This window comes from Streptomyces sp. Je 1-369 (genome assembly GCF_026810505.1).
GTDB lineage: Bacteria > Actinomycetota > Actinomycetes > Streptomycetales > Streptomycetaceae > Streptomyces.
On the sequence record NZ_CP101750.1, the window covers coordinates 4,165,866 to 4,185,694 of the forward strand.

At 67.1% G+C, this 19,829-nt stretch carries 9 protein-coding genes, 3 rRNA genes and 2 pseudogenes; 8 read left to right on the top strand and 6 right to left on the bottom strand.

Going from position 1 to position 19,829, the window contains the following annotated elements; all coding sequences use genetic code 11:
* Positions 1-220: 220 nt before the first annotated feature.
* The 5 genes and pseudogenes from NOO62_RS18935 to NOO62_RS18955 form a co-directional block, all read left to right on the top strand.
* Positions 221-1,513, top strand: a pseudogene (locus NOO62_RS18935) (type IV secretory system conjugative DNA transfer family protein); the annotation flags it as partial.
* A gap of 200 nt (positions 1,514-1,713) precedes the next feature.
* Entirely contained in the window at positions 1,714-2,676 is a 963-nt protein-coding gene (locus NOO62_RS18940) for an ATP-binding cassette domain-containing protein (RefSeq protein WP_268772079.1), read from the top strand.
* On the top strand, positions 2,673-3,458 hold the full coding sequence (locus tag NOO62_RS18945) for an ABC transporter permease (protein ID WP_268772080.1): 786 nt from the start codon (positions 2,673-2,675) through the stop codon (positions 3,456-3,458). Before NOO62_RS18940 ends, NOO62_RS18945 begins: the two co-directional genes overlap by 4 nt.
* Before the next feature lie 60 nt (positions 3,459-3,518).
* Positions 3,519-4,789, top strand: a pseudogene (locus NOO62_RS18950) (sensor histidine kinase).
* Positions 4,786-5,457: a response regulator gene (locus tag NOO62_RS18955; protein WP_268772081.1), complete on the top strand. Its 672-nt coding sequence runs from the start codon at positions 4,786-4,788 to the stop codon at positions 5,455-5,457. The pseudogene NOO62_RS18950 and the gene NOO62_RS18955 overlap by 4 nt, the downstream one beginning before the upstream one ends.
* A 77-nt stretch (positions 5,458-5,534) precedes the next feature.
* Here NOO62_RS18955 and rrf read toward each other — a convergent pair.
* The 4 genes from rrf to NOO62_RS18975 form a co-directional block, all read right to left on the bottom strand.
* Positions 5,535-5,651 (bottom strand): 5S ribosomal RNA (gene rrf, locus NOO62_RS18960).
* Positions 5,652-5,738: 87 nt separating this feature from the next.
* Positions 5,739-8,860, bottom strand: a 23S ribosomal RNA gene (locus NOO62_RS18965).
* A 306-nt stretch (positions 8,861-9,166) separates the two neighbouring features.
* Positions 9,167-10,691 (bottom strand): 16S ribosomal RNA (locus NOO62_RS18970).
* Together the 16S, 23S and 5S rRNA genes form the textbook arrangement of a ribosomal RNA operon.
* A 677-nt stretch (positions 10,692-11,368) precedes the next feature.
* Entirely contained in the window at positions 11,369-11,917 is a 549-nt protein-coding gene (locus tag NOO62_RS18975) for a MarR family winged helix-turn-helix transcriptional regulator (protein ID WP_268772082.1), read from the bottom strand.
* 135 nt (positions 11,918-12,052) lie between these two features.
* Between NOO62_RS18975 and NOO62_RS18980 the strand changes: the two genes are divergently transcribed.
* Positions 12,053-13,339, top strand: a complete 1,287-nt coding sequence (locus tag NOO62_RS18980; protein WP_268772083.1) for an MFS transporter — start codon at positions 12,053-12,055, stop codon at positions 13,337-13,339.
* A 15-nt stretch (positions 13,340-13,354) separates the two neighbouring features.
* On the opposite strand, the gene NOO62_RS18985 is transcribed toward NOO62_RS18980, so the two are convergent.
* Together NOO62_RS18985 and NOO62_RS18990 are read right to left on the bottom strand one after the other, a co-directional pair.
* A complete protein-coding gene (locus tag NOO62_RS18985; protein ID WP_268772084.1) occupies positions 13,355-15,055 on the bottom strand; it encodes an ATP-binding SpoIIE family protein phosphatase in 1,701 nt (566 codons plus the stop codon).
* A 165-nt stretch (positions 15,056-15,220) separates the two neighbouring features.
* Positions 15,221-16,579, bottom strand: a complete 1,359-nt coding sequence (locus NOO62_RS18990) for an NAD(P)/FAD-dependent oxidoreductase (protein WP_268772085.1) — start codon at positions 16,577-16,579, stop codon at positions 15,221-15,223.
* A 408-nt stretch (positions 16,580-16,987) separates the two neighbouring features.
* Here NOO62_RS18990 and NOO62_RS18995 point away from each other — a divergent pair, with 408 nt between their 5' ends.
* Together NOO62_RS18995 and NOO62_RS19000 are read left to right on the top strand one after the other, a co-directional pair.
* Complete coding sequence (locus NOO62_RS18995) at positions 16,988-17,752, top strand: TetR/AcrR family transcriptional regulator (RefSeq protein ID WP_268772086.1); 765 nt, start codon at positions 16,988-16,990, stop codon at positions 17,750-17,752.
* Between the two features lie 201 nt (positions 17,753-17,953).
* Positions 17,954-19,822 carry a sigma-70 family RNA polymerase sigma factor gene (locus NOO62_RS19000; RefSeq protein WP_268772087.1) on the top strand — a complete coding sequence of 623 codons (1,869 nt, stop codon included), beginning with the start codon at positions 17,954-17,956 and terminating at the stop codon, positions 19,820-19,822.
* Positions 19,823-19,829 lie beyond the last annotated feature (7 nt).

Sequence of the window (19,829 nt, forward strand, 5' to 3'; positions counted from 1 at the left end):
TTCTTCGGCCGGGGGCGGGGGGCCTGTGGGGGCCGGTGGGTCTGCGGGGGCCCGTGGGTCTGCGGGGGCCGGGGGGTCTGTGGAGGCCGGTGGACCTGTGGAGGCCGGTGGACCTGTGGAGGCCGGTGGACCTGCGGGGGCCGGTGGGTCTGTTGCGGCTTCGGCTTCTGGGGTGGCAGCAGATTCTGGTGTGGCTTCGGCTCCTGGTGCGGCGGCAGCGGCTCCTGGTGCGGCGGCAACGGCACCTGGTGCGGCGGCAACGGCTCCAGGACAGGCACCGGCCTCAGCCCCGGCTCCGGGGCCTACTCCCGGGCCCACTCCGGCGGGAACCGGCACACCGGGCGCGCCGGGCACACCGGGCGCGCCCATCACACCAGCCGCTCCTGCCGCGCCTGTCACACCCGCCACACCCATCGCCCCCGTCACGTCGTCCCCTGTACCCCCCTCCGCGACTGCACCGGTCGAGTACGTCGCCCCGGCGAGCTACCCCATCGGCGCTCCCACCCCCAACACGTCCCCCACCACCCCGACAACCCCGTCAACCCCGAACCCCCTTGCGACTCCCACCGTCCCCACCCCCCGCACCCCCCTCATCCTCGGCGACCCCGCCACCCGTCGCCCCCTCGCCGTGCAGGCGGTGCAGGATGCCGAGGGGGCCGCGCTCGTCCTGTCCTCCGATCCCACCCTGTGGGCCGAGACGAAGGACGCGCGGGCCAAGCTCGGACCCGTCCTCCTCTACGACCCCTCCCACCTGTGCGACACCCCGGCCCGCCTCCACTGGTCCCCCACCAGGGGCTGCGCGGACAAGGCAACCGCGGACAGCCGCGCCGCCGCGCTCCTCGCCCCGATAAGACCCGCCTCGAAGCTGGACGCCGCCGTGGCCGACACGGCCCAGATACTGATGCGCAGCTTCCTGCACGCCGCCGCGGTCGCGGACAAGCCGATGAAGATCGTGCACCGCTGGTCGCAGGGCAACCAGGTGCAGGAGGCGGTACGCATCCTCCGTACGCATCCCAAGGCCGCGCCCGGCTCCGCGGGTGAGCTGGAGGCAACGCTCACCGCGCACCCGGAACGGCGGGACATCGCTCAGGAGTTGACCGCGCGGGCCCTCGCCGCCCTCTTCACGGTGCACGTCCGCGAATCCTGTACGCCGAACCGAACTGATGCGCTCTCCCTGGATTCCTTCGTCGATGAAGGGGGCACGCTTTTTGTGGTGGGTGAGGCGATCGAGGATCCCAAGTCCCGCCAAGGCCCGGGTGCCATGCCGCTGCTGACGGCACTCGCCTCCAGCGTGGTCGAGCACGGCCGGCGCATGGCCGCACGGTCATCCTCCGGTCGGCTCGACCCACCAATGACGCTCGTCCTGGACGACGTCGCCGCGGTGGCCCCGCTGCCCCAGCTGCCGGAGCTGCTCTCCACCGGCGCGGGCCGGGGCCTGCCGACCCTCGCTCTGCTCCGGTCACGGGAACAGGGCAGGTCACGCTGGCCGGACAGCGAACTGCCGGTGACGTAGCCGCAGGCGCAGGCGTAGGCATAGGCGCAGGCTCAGGCGTACGCCCCGACGTACACGTACCACCCGTCACCGCGCAGGCGTACACGCCTCAGCACCAGCTCGGACTCAGGGTCACCGTCGTACCCGAGTACTACCCCCGGCCCCCACTCCCCGCCCCCGGTCCGACGATCCGCGCCCCCGCGAACGCCACCATCGAAGACATGATTAGGGCATACGGACTGACCAAGCACTACGGCGGCAAGTCCGCCAAGAAAGCCGTCGACGACCTCAGCTTCGAGGTGCGCCCCGGCACCGTCACCGGCTTCCTCGGCCCCAACGGCGCGGGCAAGTCCACCACCATGCGGATGCTCATCGGTCTCGACGCCCCGACCCGCGGCCGCGCCACCATCGGCGACCGCGCCTACGCGGGCCACCCCGCGCCCCTGCACGAGGTCGGCGCACTCCTGGAGGCCCGCTCGGTCCACCCGGGCCGCTCCGCGTACCACCACCTCATGGCGCTCGCCCACACCCACTCCATTCCGAAGAGCCGCGTCGACGCGGTACTGGACCTGGCCGGAATCCACGAGGTCGCCCGCAAGCGCGTCAAGGGCTTCTCCCTCGGCATGGGGCAGCGCCTCGGCATCGCGGCCGCCCTGCTCGGCGACCCGGCCACGGTGATCCTCGACGAGCCGGTCAACGGGCTCGACCCCGAGGGCGTGCTGTGGATCCGCAACCTCCTCAAGTCCCTTGCCGCGGAGGGCCGTACGGTCCTCGTCTCGTCCCACCTCATGAGCGAGATGGCGCTGACCGCCGAGCACCTGATCATCATCGGCCGCGGCAAGCTCCTCGCCGACACCACCGTGGAGCGCTTCGTCCGCGAGTCCGGCTCCGGCGCGGTCAAGGTCGTGACCCCCGAGGCCGACCGCCTGACGGACCTGCTGGCGGGGCCGGGCGTACGGATCTCCGGCGACGCCCCGGGCGTCCTCGACGTACGCGGCACCGAGGCCGAGCAGATCGGCCGCACCGCCGCGGCCCACGGCATCCCGCTCTTCGAACTGACCCCGCGGACGGCGTCGTTGGAGCAGGCGTTCATGGACCTGACGCGGGACTCGGTCGAGTACGTACCGTCCACGCGTCCCCCTGCCGACTCCACCACCCACTACTCGGAAGGAGCCGCGGCATGAGCAGCACCACCCTCACTGCGCCCACCTACCGCCTCAGCACCAAGGGCATCATCCGCTCCGAATGGCACAAGCTGTGGACGCTCCGCTCGACGTGGATCACCCTGATCACCGCGAGCGCCCTCGTCCTCGCGGTCGGCATCACGATGGGCGCCACGTACGACGGCGACGACGCCGACGTGGACACCATCGTCTTCACCCTCTTCGGCACCCAGCTCTCCCAGATCTGCCTCGCGGTCCTCGGCATCCTCGTCACGGCGGGCGAGTACTCGACGGGCATGATCCGCTCCTCGCTCGCCGCGGTCCCGCGCCGCGTGCCCGTCCTGTGGGCCAAGGCGGGCGTCTTCACGGCAGTCGCCTTCGTCGTGTCCCTCTCGACGAACATCGTGACGTTCCTCGTCGCCCAGATCTGGCTCGCGGACACCGACAAGAAGCTGTCGCTCACCGACTCCGGCGTCTTCGGCGCCATCACGACCAGCGCCGTCGCCCTCACCCTGCTCAGCCTCATCGCGCTCGGCCTCGGCGCTCTGTTCCGCTCGGTGCCCGGTGCCATCGGCGCGTTCGTCGCGACCGTCCTGATCCTGCCCGAGGTCCTGTCGATGCTGCCCTTCAGCGCCGTGGACACCACCATGAAGTACTTCCCCGCCCAGGCAGCGAGCTCCCTCGGCTCGGTGGCCCGCGTGGAGAACACCATCGCGCCCGGCACGGCCGTCCTCACACTCGCCCTGTGGGCGGCGGCGATCATGGCGGCGGCGACGATACTGCTCAAGCGACGCGACGTATGACGTACGAGGTACGAGGTACGAGCTATGAGGTACGAGCTATGAGGTCCCAGCAGATCATTCCTGTACGAGGATGAGGCCGTGACCGAGCCTCACCCCCTCACGCAGTTCCTCCAGCGACTGACGCAGCGGGTGCGCGCCTTCGACAGGCGCCGCCCGCTCGTCTGGGACCTCCTGGTGACCTCGTTCTTCGTGGGCGCGGCCCTCGTCGACGCGAGCGGCGGCTGGCGCAACGTGGCGCCCAACACGGACGTTCCTGGCCGGCTGATCTTCCTGATGTCCGTGGGCCTTTCGCTGCCCGTGCTGTGGCGGCGCCGCCACCCGATGGCGGTCCTGACCGTGATGGTGGCGACGGGCCTGGTCAACAGCTGGAGCGGCGCCATGCTGCAGGCCGCCCTGATCCAGATGCTCGTGCTGTTCAGCATCGCGATGCGGCTGCCCCTGCGGACGCTCGGGTGGGCGGGCCTGATGATGACGGTGCCGCTCGTCGTGGGCGCGGTCCGCTTTCCCGAGGACAGCTGGGACCAGCAGATCATCCCGAACGTGTGGGGTACGCCGTGGTCGCCCTGCTCGGCATCGCGGTGCGCTCCCGCCAGGACTACACCGACGCCCTCGTGGAGCGCGCCCGCCAGCTGGAGGTCGAGCGCGACCAGCAGGCGCAGCTCGCCGCGGCCGCCGAACGCACCCGCATAGCCCGCGAGATGCACGACATCATCGGCCACAACCTCTCCGTCATCACGGGTCTCGCGGACGGTGGTTCGTACGCGGCGGCGAAATCCCCCGAGCGGGCAGGTCAGGCCCTGGAGGCGATCGGCACCACCAGCCGCCAGGCTCTCGGCGAACTCCGCCGCCTCCTGGACGTCCTGCGCGACGACGCCCCCGCCGCCGCCCCCGCCGAACTGGCCCCGCAGCCGGCCCTGACCGACCTGGACCAGCTCATCGACGGCGTACGGGCGGCGGGCCTCCCCGTACGGACCACGGTCCAGGGCAGCCCCAGCCCCGCCACCGTTCCCGCGGGCCGTCAGCTCACGGTCTACCGCGTCGTGCAGGAGGCCCTGACGAACACTCTCAAGCACGGCGGCCCGGGCGCGACGGCGGCGGTCGACGTCACGTACGGCGGGGACGGCGTGACGGTGGAGGTGACGGACACGGGTGCGGGTGGCCCCCGGCCCTCGGACAGGGGCAGGGGACGGGGCCGGGGCCGGGGCCTGACGGGAATGCGCGAGCGAACAGCCCTGTACGAGGGCACACTTGAGGCCGGCCCGCTGCCCCGCCCGACCGGGGGGTGGCGGGTCCGCCTCCATCTCCCGAAGGACAGTGAGACGCCAACGTGACGACTGTGCTCATCGTCGACGACCAGCCCATGCAGCGCTTCGGTTTCCGCATGCTCCTGGAGAGTCAGGACGACATGACGGTGGCGGGCGAGGCGGGCAACGGCAGCGAGGCGGTCCGCATGACGGCCGAACTCACCCCGGACGTCGTCCTGATGGACATCCGCATGCCGGGCCTCGACGGCATCGAGGCCACCCGCCGCATCGTCGCGTCGGGCGACCGCACCCGCGTCCTCATCCTGACGACGTTCGACCTCGACGAGTACGCGTACGCGGGACTCCGCGCCGGGGCGTCCGGCTTCCTCATCAAGGACGCGCTCCCCGAGGAACTCCTCTCCGGAATCCGCGCGGTCGCCTCGGGCGACGCGGTGGTCGCCCCGAGCCTGACCCGCCGACTCCTGACGGCGTACGCGGACCACTTGCCGTCATCAGGCACATCCCCGACCGACCCGGCGGCGGACCCACGTCTGGCCACACTTACACACCGGGAACGCGAGATCCTGACGGTCATAGGCCAGGGCTGGACGAACGCGGAGATCGCCACGCGCCTGCACCTGGCGGAATCGACGGTGAAGACGCACGTCGGCCGCATTCTCGCGAAGACGGGAACGAGGGACAGAGTGCAGGCGGTAATCCTGGCGTACGACACAAAACTGGTGACCCCGTCATAACGCAGAAAGCTCCGCGAAAACTGACCCGGAACGCAGAAAACCCCCGCACCAATGGTGCGGGGGTTTTCCCAAAAAAAGTTCGGCGGCGTCCTACTCTCCCACAGGGTCCCCCCTGCAGTACCATCGGCGCTGTGAGGCTTAGCTTCCGGGTTCGGAATGTAACCGGGCGTTTCCCTCACGCTATGACCACCGAAACACTATGAAACTGTCAACCGCACCATGCGTGACCTTGCATGGGGTTGTTCGTGGTTTCAGAACCAACACAGTGGACGCGAGCAACTGAGGACAAGCCCTCGGCCTATTAGTACCAGTCACCTCCACCCGTTACCGGGCTTCCAGATCTGGCCTATCAACCCAGTCGTCTACTGGGAGCCTTAACCCCTCAAAGGGGGTGGGAATACTCATCTCGAAGCAGGCTTCCCGCTTAGATGCTTTCAGCGGTTATCCTTTCCGAACGTAGCCAACCAGCCATGCCCTTGGCAGGACAACTGGCACACCAGAGGTTCGTCCGTCCCGGTCCTCTCGTACTAGGGACAGCCCTTCTCAATATTCCTACGCGCACAGAGGATAGGGACCGAACTGTCTCACGACGTTCTAAACCCAGCTCGCGTACCGCTTTAATGGGCGAACAGCCCAACCCTTGGGACCGACTCCAGCCCCAGGATGCGACGAGCCGACATCGAGGTGCCAAACCATCCCGTCGATATGGACTCTTGGGGAAGATCAGCCTGTTATCCCCGGGGTACCTTTTATCCGTTGAGCGACGGCGCTTCCACAAGCCACCGCCGGATCACTAGTCCCGACTTTCGTCCCTGCTCGACCCGTCGGTCTCACAGTCAAGCTCCCTTGTGCACTTACACTCAACACCTGATTACCAACCAGGCTGAGGGAACCTTTGGGCGCCTCCGTTACTCTTTGGGAGGCAACCGCCCCAGTTAAACTACCCATCAGACACTGTCCCTGATCCGGATCACGGACCGAGGTTAGACATCCAGCACGACCAGAGTGGTATTTCAACGTTGACTCCACGAACACTGGCGTGCCCGCTTCAAAGTCTCCCACCTATCCTACACAAGCCGAACCGAACACCAATATCAAACTGTAGTAAAGGTCCCGGGGTCTTTCCGTCCTTCTGCGCGAAACGAGCATCTTTACTCGTAGTGCAATTTCACCGGGCCTATGGTTGAGACAGTCGAGAAGTCGTTACGCCATTCGTGCAGGTCGGAACTTACCCGACAAGGAATTTCGCTACCTTAGGATGGTTATAGTTACCACCGCCGTTTACTGGCGCTTAAGTTCTCAGCTTCGCACGCCCGAAAGCGCACTAACCGGTCCCCTTAACGTTCCAGCACCGGGCAGGCGTCAGTCCGTATACATCGCCTTACGGCTTCGCACGGACCTGTGTTTTTAGTAAACAGTCGCTTCTCGCTGGTCTCTGCGGCCACCCCCAGCTCACGGAGTAAATCCGATCACCAGTGATGGCCCCCCTTCTCCCGAAGTTACGGGGGCATTTTGCCGAGTTCCTTAACCATAGTTCACCCGAACGCCTCGGTATTCTCTACCTGACCACCTGAGTCGGTTTAGGGTACGGGCCGCCATGAAACTCGCTAGAGGCTTTTCTCGACAGCATAGGATCATCCACTTCACCACAATCGGCTCGGCATCAGGTCTCAGCCTTGTGTGCGACGGATTTACCTACCGCACGGCCTACACCCTTACCCCGGGACAACCACCGCCCGGGCTGGACTACCTTCCTGCGTCACCCCATCACTCACCTACTACCACCTTGGGTCGGCGGCTCCACCACTTCCCTTTGCCCGAAGGCTCCAGGACGGCTTCACGGCCTTAGCATTAATGGGCTCGATGTTTGACGCTTCACAGCGGGTACCGGAATATCAACCGGTTATCCATCGACTACGCCTGTCGGCCTCGCCTTAGGTCCCGACTTACCCTGGGCAGATCAGCTTGACCCAGGAACCCTTAGTCAATCGGCGCACACGTTTCTCACGTATGTATCGCTACTCATGCCTGCATTCTCACTCGTGAACCGTCCACCACTGCCTTCCGGCGCGGCTTCACCCGGCACACGACGCTCCCCTACCCATCCCAGCACCCGTTGGGGCTTATTGCTGGAATGACACGACTTCGGCGGTACGCTTGAGCCCCGCTACATTGTCGGCGCGGAATCACTAGACCAGTGAGCTATTACGCACTCTTTCAAGGGTGGCTGCTTCTAAGCCAACCTCCTGGTTGTCTCTGCGACTCCACATCCTTTCCCACTTAGCGTACGCTTAGGGGCCTTAGTCGATGCTCTGGGCTGTTTCCCTCTCGACCATGGAGCTTATCCCCCACAGTCTCACTGCCGTGCTCTCACTTACCGGCATTCGGAGTTTGGCTAAGGTCAGTAACCCGGTAGGGCCCATCGCCTATCCAGTGCTCTACCTCCGGCAAGAAACACACGACGCTGCACCTAAATGCATTTCGGGGAGAACCAGCTATCACGGAGTTTGATTGGCCTTTCACCCCTAACCACAGGTCATCCCCCAGGTTTTCAACCCTGGTGGGTTCGGTCCTCCACGACCTCTTACAGCCGCTTCAACCTGCCCATGGCTAGATCACTCCGCTTCGGGTCTTGAGCGCGCTACTAAATCGCCCTATTCGGACTCGCTTTCGCTACGGCTTCCCCACACGGGTTAACCTCGCAACACACCGCAAACTCGCAGGCTCATTCTTCAAAAGGCACGCAGTCACGAGATATGTGCAAGCACATATCCGACGCTCCCACGGCTTGTAGGCACACGGTTTCAGGTACTATTTCACTCCGCTCCCGCGGTACTTTTCACCATTCCCTCACGGTACTATCCGCTATCGGTCACCAGGGAATATTTAGGCTTAACGGGTGGTCCCGCCAGATTCACACGGGATTTCTCGGGCCCCGTGCTACTTGGGTGTCTCTCAAACGAGCCGCTGATGTTTCGACTACGGGGGTCTTACCCTCTACGCCGGACCTTTCGCATGTCCTTCGTCTACATCAACGGTTTCTGACTCGTCTCACAGCCGGCAGACTGTAAAAGAGAGATCCCACAACCCCGTATGCGCAACCCCTGCCGGGTATCACACGCATACGGTTTGGCCTCATCCGGTTTCGCTCGCCACTACTCCCGGAATCACGGTTGTTTTCTCTTCCTGCGGGTACTGAGATGTTTCACTTCCCCGCGTTCCCTCCACACTGCCTATGTGTTCAGCAGCGGGTGACAGCCCATGACGACTGCCGGGTTTCCCCATTCGGAAACCCCCGGATCAAAGCCTGGTTGACGACTCCCCGGGGACTATCGTGGCCTCCCACGTCCTTCATCGGTTCCTGGTGCCAAGGCATCCACCGTGCGCCCTTAAAAACTTGGCCACAGATGCTCGCGTCCACTGTGCAGTTCTCAAACAACGACCAACCACCCATCACCCCGGACCAGTAGCCCGAGTGCACTGGGGTCGGCATTGAGGTCGGGACAAACCCGTACCCTCAGATACCCAACAGCGTGCCCGACACCCTTACCGCTTCCCTCAACGCTCCACGCTCTGACGAGCAGTACTAGAAGGAGAAGACGATCAAGTGTGCCGAGTAGTCAACGTTCCACCCATGAGCAACCAGCATCAGACAGTCGCTGATGTACTGGCCTCTGACCGAGCGGACTCGGTAAGAAGTGCTCCTTAGAAAGGAGGTGATCCAGCCGCACCTTCCGGTACGGCTACCTTGTTACGACTTCGTCCCAATCGCCAGTCCCACCTTCGACAGCTCCCTCCCACAAGGGGTTGGGCCACCGGCTTCGGGTGTTACCGACTTTCGTGACGTGACGGGCGGTGTGTACAAGGCCCGGGAACGTATTCACCGCAGCAATGCTGATCTGCGATTACTAGCAACTCCGACTTCATGGGGTCGAGTTGCAGACCCCAATCCGAACTGAGACAGGCTTTTTGAGATTCGCTCCGCCTCGCGGCTTCGCAGCTCATTGTACCTGCCATTGTAGCACGTGTGCAGCCCAAGACATAAGGGGCATGATGACTTGACGTCGTCCCCACCTTCCTCCGAGTTGACCCCGGCGGTCTCCCGTGAGTCCCCAGCACCACAAGGGCCTGCTGGCAACACGGGACAAGGGTTGCGCTCGTTGCGGGACTTAACCCAACATCTCACGACACGAGCTGACGACAGCCATGCACCACCTGTATACCGACCACAAGGGGGGCACCATCTCTGATGCTTTCCGGTATATGTCAAGCCTTGGTAAGGTTCTTCGCGTTGCGTCGAATTAAGCCACATGCTCCGCTGCTTGTGCGGGCCCCCGTCAATTCCTTTGAGTTTTAGCCTTGCGGCCGTACTCCCCAGGCGGGGAACTTAATGCGTTAGCTGCGGCACCGACGACGTGGAATGTCGCCAACACCTAGTTCCCACCGTTTACGGCGTGGACTACCAGGGTATCTAATCCTGTTCGCTCCCCACGCTTTCGCTCCTCAGCGTCAGTAATGGCCCAGAGATCCGCCTTCGCCACCGGTGTTCCTCCTGATATCTGCGCATTTCACCGCTACACCAGGAATTCCGATCTCCCCTACCACACTCTAGCTAGCCCGTATCGACTGCAGACTCGGGGTTAAGCCCCGAGCTTTCACAATCGACGTGACAAGCCGCCTACGAGCTCTTTACGCCCAATAATTCCGGACAACGCTTGCGCCCTACGTATTACCGCGGCTGCTGGCACGTAGTTAGCCGGCGCTTCTTCTGCAGGTACCGTCACTTTCGCTTCTTCCCTGCTGAAAGAGGTTTACAACCCGAAGGCCGTCATCCCTCACGCGGCGTCGCTGCATCAGGCTTTCGCCCATTGTGCAATATTCCCCACTGCTGCCTCCCGTAGGAGTCTGGGCCGTGTCTCAGTCCCAGTGTGGCCGGTCGCCCTCTCAGGCCGGCTACCCGTCGTCGCCTTGGTGAGCTTCTACCTCACCAACAAGCTGATAGGCCGCGGGCTCATCCTTCACCGCCGGAGCTTTTAACCCTCTCCCATGCGAGAGTAGGTGTTATCCGGTATTAGACCCCGTTTCCAGGGCTTGTCCCAGAGTGAAGGGCAGATTGCCCACGTGTTACTCACCCGTTCGCCACTAATCCACCCCGAAGGGCTTCATCGTTCGACTTGCATGTGTTAAGCACGCCGCCAGCGTTCGTCCTGAGCCAGGATCAAACTCTCCGTGAATGTGTACCGGTAATCCGGTGCTACACCACGAGAGCGGAACGGTCGGGAGGAATAATCCCGGCCGTTCACAGCGTCCTCGCTGTGTTTTTTCAAAGGAACCTCGTCCCAGCCGATTGGCCGGAGACGGGGTTATCAACATATCTGGCGTTGACTTTTGGCACGCTGTTGAGTTCTCAAGGAACGGACGCTTCCTTTGTACTCACCCTCTCGGGCTTTCCTCCGGGCGCTTCCCTTCGGTGTTTCTTTTGTTCTTGCTGTTCTTGCGTTTCCGACTCTATCAGACTCTTTCGTGTCCGACTTCCTCGGTGCCTTTCCGGTTCCCGCTCCGGCCTTTCGGCTTTCGCGTTTCCCTTTCCGGCGGTTCCGACTCTATCAGATCCTTTCGGGCCTGACCCCCAGTCAGCGGGGTTTGTCTTTGCGGCTGTTGGGCCGTTCCGACGTCTCAAACTCTAGCGGGTTTTCCCGGCGACTCATAATCGAGCCTTGGAATTGAATTCGGGCATGCCGAATCGGTTCCGTTGGGAGGTCGTGCAGAGTTTGGTTTGCCGCTTCAGCGGCGGAGGTGCTGTCGCAGAACCGTTACGGCTCCGTGGCAACCCGAAGAACCTTACGGGTCGGGCAGGTGACTGTCAACCACCCCCTGTACCCCGCCGGAGAGCCCCTCAGTCCAGCAGGTATCAGTCCAGGTCCGTCAGGCGTCCGCCCGCGTCCGGCTGGGCGTGCTCCACGCGACGTAGAAGACGGGTCAGCACCTCGCCCAGCGCGCCGCGCTCCTCCTGGGACAGATCCTGGAGGAGGTCCTCCTCGAAGACCGTGGCGAGACGCATCGCCTCCAGCCACTTCTCGCGGCCCTCCGCGGTCAGCTCCACGATGACGCGGACGCGGTTGTTCTCGTCGCGATCCCGCGTGACCAGACCCTCCGCCACCATGCGGTCGATCCGGTGGGTCATCGCGGCCGGCGTGAGGCCGAGGCGCTTGGCCAGCTCGCCCGGGCCCATTTGGTACGGGGCGCCGGAGAGGACGAGGGCCTTGAGGACCTCCCACTCGGCGTTGCTGATGCCGAGGGTCGCCGTCTGGCGGCCGTAGGCGACGTTCATGCGGCGGTTCAGGCGGCCGAGGGCCGAGACGATCTCCTCGACCTGGGGGTCGAGGTCCTGGAACTCCCGCTGATACGCGGCGATCTGCTCTTCAAGTGTCGGCTCGCTTGGGCCGGGGGTGTCACCCATGGGCCGAGTATGGCACGGCCCCGCTTGGCATCGAAGTCCTTCGGTGTGTACAGTTTAGTCTCGAACTTTAGCTTCGAAGTCTTCACTTCTAAGCCATCAACCACTCTCTCAAGGCAGGTGAAAGTGACCAGGGCGATGGGCGCAGCGATGCGTCGTATTCAGGCAGGCAGCGCGCTGAGCGCGTTCGGCATCGGGTTCACGGTTCCGTTCCTCTACGTCTATGTGGCGCAGGTGCGAGAACTGGGATCCAGTGCGGCGGGCATCGTGCTCGCCGCGTTCGCCATGGCCGCTCTGATCGTCCTGCCCATCACCGGCCGCGTCATCGACCGTCGCGGCCCCCTGCCGGTGCTCGTGGGAGCGGCGGGTGTCGCCTCCGTGGGCGCGGTCGCGCTGGGTGTGGCGAACAGCGAGCTGACGGCGATCCTCTCCGCGGCGCTGCTCGGTGCCGGTACGGCGGTCATGCAGCCGGCGCTGGCGACGATGATCGTCTGGTCGTCGACGCCCGCCACCCGTACGCGGTCCTTCGCTATGCAGTTCTTCCTGCAGAACCTGGGCCTCGGCATCGGTGGTCTCATCGGTGGCCAGATCGTCGACGAGAGCCGTCCGAGCAGCTTCACACTGCTGTTCTCCATCGAGTCCGTGATGTTCCTGGTGCTCGCGGCGATCGCGCTGACCGTGCGGCTGCCGCACGCGCCGTCCATCCAGGACGCGATGCCGAAGGACGCCTCCGCCCCGCAGGGCGGCATGCGTGCGCTCCTGCGGCACAAGGCCATGGTGCAGCTGTGCGTGCTCGGCTTCGTGATCTTCTTCGCCTGCTACGGGCAGTTCGAGTCGGGTCTCTCCGCGTACGGCGTGGAGGCCGCGGGCATCTCGGCGTCGACACTCGGCATCGCGCTGGCCGCCAACACGGCCATGATCGTGATCGCGCAGTTCGCCGTCCTGAAGTTCGTCGAGCGGCGCAAGCGGTCCCGTGTGATCGCGGCCGTCGGTCTGATCTGGGCCTTCGCTTGGCTGCTCGCGGGGTACGCGGGCGTCGGGCACGGCAGCCAGGCGATGGCGACCGCCGCGTTCATCTCTACGTACGCCCTGTTCGGGCTCGGTGAGGCGATGCTGTCGCCGACCGTCGCGCCGCTGGTCGCCGATCTGGCGCCGGGCGGCATGGTCGGTCAGTACAACTCGGCCTTCGCCCTGGTGAAGCAGCTGGCCCTCGCGGTCGGTCCGGCCGTGGGCGGGCCGATGGGTGCCGCGCTGCACGTCCCGTACATCGTGACGTTCGTTCTCTTCTCGCTCGGCATCACGGTGCTTGCGGTGCGGCTGGGGCGTCGGCTCACCCCGGTGCAGAACCAGCCCTCGCTGGCGAAGAGCCCGGTGGTGGCGCAGGGCGGACCGGCTCCGGCCGAGCCGGAGACCGCGCACGCCTGACCGTCTACCGGACGTCTACTTGGGGAGTGCGAACTCGCACCAGACGGCCTTGCCGCCGCCCGGTGTGCGGCGCGAGCCCCAGTTCGACGCGATCGTCGCGACGATGGCGATGCCGCGTCCCGCCTCGTCGGCCGGTTCGGCGTGGCGGCGGCGCGGCAGATGGTCGTCGCCGTCGGTGACCTCGATGATCAGGCGGCGGTCGGTGCGGCGCAGGCGCAGCCGCATCGGCGGGGTGCCGTGCTGGAGGGAGTTCGCGACCAGTTCGCTGGCCGCGAGGACTCCCAGGTCGTGGAGTTCCGGGGAGAAGCGCCAGCTGGCGAGGACACCGGTGGCGAAGGCACGCGCGCGTGGTGCGGCCTCCACACCGCCGAGGAGCTCCAGGGCGGCGTTCCTGAACAGTTCGGCGTCGCCCCCGGCGCGGGCCGGGTGCTGGAGGACCAGTACGGCCACGTCGTCGTCGTGGTCGGCCGTCACTCCCAGGGCGCGGATCAGCCGGTCGCACACCACCTGGGGTGTGCCGGTGGCGCCTGCGAGGGCGCGTTCCAGTGAGGCCACGCCTTCGTCGATGTCCTCGCTGCGGCGCTCGACGAGGCCGTCCGTGTAGAGGACGGCGGTGGAGCCGGGGCCGAGGGGGACGGAGCCCGAGGTGTGCAGCCAGCCTCCGGTGCCGAGCGGGGGGCCGGTGGGCTCCTCCGCGCGGTGGATCGTGCCGTGCTCGTCGCGCACGAGGATGGGGAGGTGTCCCGCCGAGGCGTAGACGAGGCTCCCTTCGTTCGGGTCGTGCACCGCGTAGACACACGTGGCGATCTGGCTGGGGTCGATCTCGGTGGCGAGGCCGTCCAGGAGCTGCAGGACCTCGTGCGGGGGCAGGTCCAGGCGTGCGTAGGCCCGCACGGCCGTGCGGAGCTGGCCCATGACGGCGGCCGCGCGCACGCCGCGGCCCATCACGTCGCCGATGACGAGGGCGGTGCGGCCGCCGCCGAGGGTGATCACGTCGTACCAGTCGCCGCCGACCGCCGCCTCGGTGCCGCCCGGCTGGTACGTGGCGGCGATGCGTAGGTCGTCGGGCTGCTCCAACTCCTGGGGCAGCAGCGACTTCTGGAGGGTGACGGCGGTCTCGCGCTGGGCGCGTTCGCTGGTGCGCAGGCGCTCGGCCGCCTCGGCGTGGTCGGTGACGTCGGCGGCGAACACCAGGACGCCGCTGCCGTCCTCGGGTCCCGCCGCGGAGCCGCCGAGCGGCAGCGTCACGGGGGTGCACGTGAACGTGTACGACCGGCCGGAGGCTGCCTTGCGGGACTTGACGGTGCGCGGTCTGGAGCTGCGCAGGACCTGGTCGAGGAGTGAGACCAGACCCAGCTCTGCCAGTTCGGGCAGGCCCACGCGCGCGGGCTCGCCGACGGGGCGGGGGCCGAATGCGGCCACGTACGCGTCGTTGACGTACGCGATGCGGTGGTCGGTGCCGTGGACGAGGGCGACGAGGGCCGGGATGCGGTCGAGCACCTCGCGGACCGGCAGTTCGTCGATGCCGTCGGATCGGGTGGGGCCGCCGACGGCGCCCCCCGGCGGGAGGGGTTCGCCCGCCTCGGTGGGCCGCTCGGCGCGGGCCGCGGGGACGGAGCCGTCCCCGCGCGGTGCCGTGGCGACCGCTTGTTCGGTCCGCGCTGCTGCGCGGCGCTGCGTTCCGGGGAGCCGGGCGCTCCAGCGCGTGAAGTTCACTGCGGTAGGCCTCGTGGTGTCGCTTCTGGATCGGGAACACAGCATGTCGAGAGCGGACGTCCCTGGTGTCGGCCTGACGGCCTGCCCACGGTCACACGAACAGTCTGACCGAACGGACTGACATCCGTCAGACGCCGGTCCTGTGCGGGGAGTTCCTGACTCCGGTCAGGAGGACCCCTTCGGGCGTTCCCCACCGGCCGCGAGTTCGAACTCCGCACGGGGGTGTTCGAGCGACCCCAGGGAGACGATCTCGCGTTTGAACAGGCCGGACAGGGTCCATTCGGCGAGCACTCGGGACTTGCGGTTGATGGTCGGCACTCTGCTCAGGTGGTAGACGCGGTGCATGAACCAGGCAGGGTAGCCCTTCAGCTTGCGTCCGTAGACGTGCGCGACACCTTTGTGCAGTCCGAGTGAGGCCACGGAGCCGACGTATTTGTGCTCGTACTCCTGGAGAGGGCGCTCGCGCAGGGTCGCCACGATGTTGTCGGCGAGGACCTTGGCCTGGCGCACCGCGTGCTGGGCGTTGGGTGCGCACTCCGTGCCCGGCTCGTCCGCGGTGACGTCGGGGACGGCGGCCGCGTCTCCCGCGCCCCACGCGTGCGTGGTGCCGTCGACGGACAGCTGTGCGGTGCATTTGAGGCGGCCGCGTTCGTTCAGGGGCAGGTCGGTGGCGGCGAGCACGGGATGCGCCTTGACGCCGGCGGTCCAGACGACGGTGCGGGTGGGGTGGCGGGCGCCGTCGCTGAGGACGGCCACGCGGTCCTCGCACGAGTCGAGCCGGGTCTCCAGGCGTACGTCGATATTGCGCCTTCGCAGCTCGCGCACCGTGTACTTGCCCATCTCCTCGCCGACCTCGGGCAGGATGCGGCCCGTCGCCTCGACGAGGATCCACTTCATGTCCTGGGCCTTGATGTTGTGGTAGTACCGGGACGCGTAGCGCGCCATGTCCTCCAGCTCGCCGAGCGCCTCGACTCCCGCGTAACCGCCTCCTACGAAGACGAAGGTCAGGGCCGCGTCGCGGATCGCGGGGTCGCGTGTGGAGGAGGCGATGTCCATCTGTTCGATGACGTGGTTGCGCAGGCCGATGGCCTCTTCGACGGTCTTGAAGCCGATGGCGTTCTCGGCGAGTCCCGGCACGGGCAGCGTGCGGGCGATCGAGCCGGGGGCCATGACGATCTCGTCGTACGCGATCCGGACGGACCCGGTGCCCTCCTCCTCGGTGGCGAGGGTGGTGAAGGTCGCGGTGCGCTTGGTGTGGTCGACCGATTCGACCTCGCCGATCACGATGCGGCATTTGTCGAGGGTGCGGCGGAGCGGTACGACGACGTGGCGCGGCGAAATGGATCCCGCGGCGGCTTCGGGCAGGAACGGCTGATACGTCATATATGGATCGGGGGCGATCACGACGATCTCGACCTCACCCCGCTTGAGCTCGCGTTTCAGCTTTCGCTGGAGTCTCAGCGCGGTGTACATGCCGACGTAGCCGCCGCCGACGACGAGAATGCGTACACAGTCCTGGGGCACCGGGGTCGTCCCCCGGGAGATCGCAGCCTTCACCATCCCATGACGCACCGGGCTTTGGCGTTTGTCCACAGGCCCGGCAATTTGTGTGACCGGGAGCGGTGCGCGGGAGTGCCTCGGTTTGTGGCCGTCGGGCGGTCCAGGTACGCAGGTCAGCGGGGGCGGAGAGGGAGCGGAAGAGGGGTACGGGAAGGCCGGAAAGGGCGCATACTCCGATCGGGGGGCACGCTGTGCGGAACCCGCCTCTTCTGAATTGACCCCCGCTCAACTATGTTCGTGTGACGTCGGGGTGTCGGGGGATGCGCTCGTCGGGCCGGTTTTCCGGCTCGTGGAAGGGCTCGCTCCTCACACTTCGGTAGTCAATGGCGGGGAGTGTCTCCGGGGGGAGACGTCATTACCGGGGGAACGCGTATGCACATTCAGGAGACTCACTGGACTTCCGCTGCCGTGTCGGCATCAGCCGTCGGCCCGAGCGGGAACGGACGCGACATGGGGGAAGGAGCGCGCACGACACCGCTGCGTGTCGACGCACAGCGCAATCTCGAACATGTACTGAGGGCGGCACGCGAAGTCTTCGGCGAGCTGGGTTACGGCGCGCCGATGGAAGACGTGGCACGCCGCGCGCGGGTCGGGGTCGGCACGGTCTACCGCCGCTTCCCGAGCAAGGACGTGCTGGTCAGGCGGATAGCCGAGGAGGAGACCTCCCGGCTGACCGACCAGGCGCGTGCGGCGCTCGGGCAGGAGGACGAGCCGTGGTCGGCGCTCTCGCGCTTCCTGCGGACGTCCGTGGCATCGGGCGCGGGCCGGCTGCTGCCGCCGCAGGTGCTGCGGGTGAGCGTCGAGGACGGCGCCAAGGAGGACGAGGTGCGGGTGCCGCAGCAGCGGCAGCCGGCCACGGACTCCCCGGACCTGCGTCTCGTCGAACAGCGCCAGGCGCCCATCGAGGAGTCGACCTCCCTGGGTGACGACACGGGAGCGGCGACGCTCCTCGACGTCGTAGGCCGTCTCGTGGAGCGTGCCCGCGCGGCGGGCGAGCTGCGGGCGGACGTGACGGTGTCCGATGTCCTGCTGGTGATCGCCACGGCGGCGCCCTCGCTGCCGGACGCGGCACAGCAGGCGGCGGCCTCGTCGCGGCTTCTCGACATCCTGCTGGAGGGTCTGCGGTCGCGGCCCTGAGCAGCGCCCATGCGGCGGGAGGCTCAACTCCACGGTTGACGTCGGACGTTGAGCCTTCCCCGAATGGGTGAACGGTAGTGCTCCATTACGGGAAGTCGCCCCGGACGGGTGGTTGCACGTCTTCTCCCTCGGCCGCGGCACGACCGTGTGTCACTCTTTCCCGGTGGTCGGGTCTGAGTGTGCAACCGGGGGCGTTCCGCGATGAGTGTTGACGGTCGGGACGAGGCGTCCCAGGACGGCCCCGGCAGCAGTGCGGGAGGCCCCGTCAGCGCGGCCGACGAGGCCGCTCCGAGCGTGCCGCCGCAGCGCGAGGGCAGTGCCGACTCCCTGATGCCGGGAGGCGCCGAGGCGCCGGTGCCCGACGCCGACCTGATCGCGCGGATGCGTTCCGGCGACGACTCCGCGTACGAGGAGCTGTACCGCAGGCACGCCGAGGCCGTGCGCCGCTACGCCCGCACCTGCTGCCGCGACGCCCACACCGCCGACGACCTGACCGCCGAGGTGTTCGCCCGCATGCTGCAGGCGGTGCGCGGCGGCAGCGGCCCCGAGCACGCCGTGCGCGCCTACCTGCTCACCACCGTGCGCCGCGTCGCCGCCGGGTGGACGAAGTCGGCGAAGCGCGAGCACCTGGTCGACGACTTCGCGGTGTTCGCCGCGCAGGCCGCGCGGGGCACCGAGGTCTCCGACGACGACACGTTGGATCTGGGCGCGGACGTCCGCGCCATGCACGAGGCCGAGCAGTCGATGGCCATGCAGGCCTTCCGGAGCCTGCCGGAGCGCTGGCAGGCCGTGCTGTGGCACACGGAGGTCGAGGACGAGTCCCCCAGCGACGTCGCCACGCTCTTCGGCCTCGACGCGAACGGCACGCGCGTGCTCGCGAGCCGGGCCCGCGAGGGTCTCAAACAGGCCTATTTGCAGGCGCATGTGAGTGCGACGCTGACCGAGAGCGAGGAGTGCGCGCGCTACGCCGACCGGCTCGGTGCCTACGCGCGCGGTGGCCTGCGCACCCGTGCCGAGCGTGGCCTGCGCAAGCACCTGGAGGAGTGCGCGAAGTGCCGGCTCGCCGCCGGGCAGATCAAGGACGTCGCGAGCGGGATTCCCGCGGTCGTGCCGATCGCCGTCATCGGCTGGTTCGGTGCCGCCGGGTACGCGAAGGTGGCCGCGCTCGTCGGCGGCGGCACCGTCTCGGCGGGCGCCGCGGGGGCCGCGGGTGCGGCCGCGGCCGGCGGGTCGACGGGCGGGTCCGCGGCCGGCGGTGCGGCCGCGTCCGAGGGGCTCGGCGCGCCCGCGAAGGCCGGTATCGCGGCGGGCGTCGTCGTGGCCGCCGGGGTCGCCGCGGCGATCGCCCTCACCGGAGGAGACGGCAAGCCGAAGGCGGCGGACCCTCCGCCGTCCAAGGAGCCCGTGGTCTCCGAGTCGGTCGTCCCGCGGAAGCCGCCGCCCGAGAAGCCGAAGGCCAAGCCGAAGCCGCCACCCCCCGCGCCGAAGCCGACCCCGAAGCCCACGCCCACCCCCACTCCGAAGCCGCCCGCCGAGGAGAAGCCCGAGCCGAAGCCCACACCCCCGCCCGCACCGAAGCCCAGGCCGACCCCGCCGAAGCCCGCCCCGAAGCCGCCGCCCCCGCCGCCACCGGCCCCCCGGGTCTACCAGTGGAACGAGCTGAAGTACGGCCTCACCGGCGACGGCACCAAGCCCGAGATGCGGCTCACGGAGAGCAGCTGGGTGTGGCAGCGCTGGGGCCTTTCGGTCGGCGACAGGCGGTACTCCCACGGGGTGACCGTGCACGGCCGGTCCTCCGTCACCATCGACCTGAACCGCAGCTGCTCCACGTACGACGCGGTCGTCGGTGTCGACGACATGACGATGGGCCTCGGCAGGGTGCGCTTCTCCGTGTACGGGGACGGGGCGCGGTTGTGGCAGTCCCCGCTGGTCAAGGGCGGTGACGCGGCGGTACCGGTGCATGTGGACCTGAGCGGCCGCAACACGGTGAGGCTCGTCGTCGAACCGCGTACGCCGTTCGACACGACGGCGCTCGCGGACTGGGCGCAGTCACGGATGACCTGCCGCTAGGGCCTGT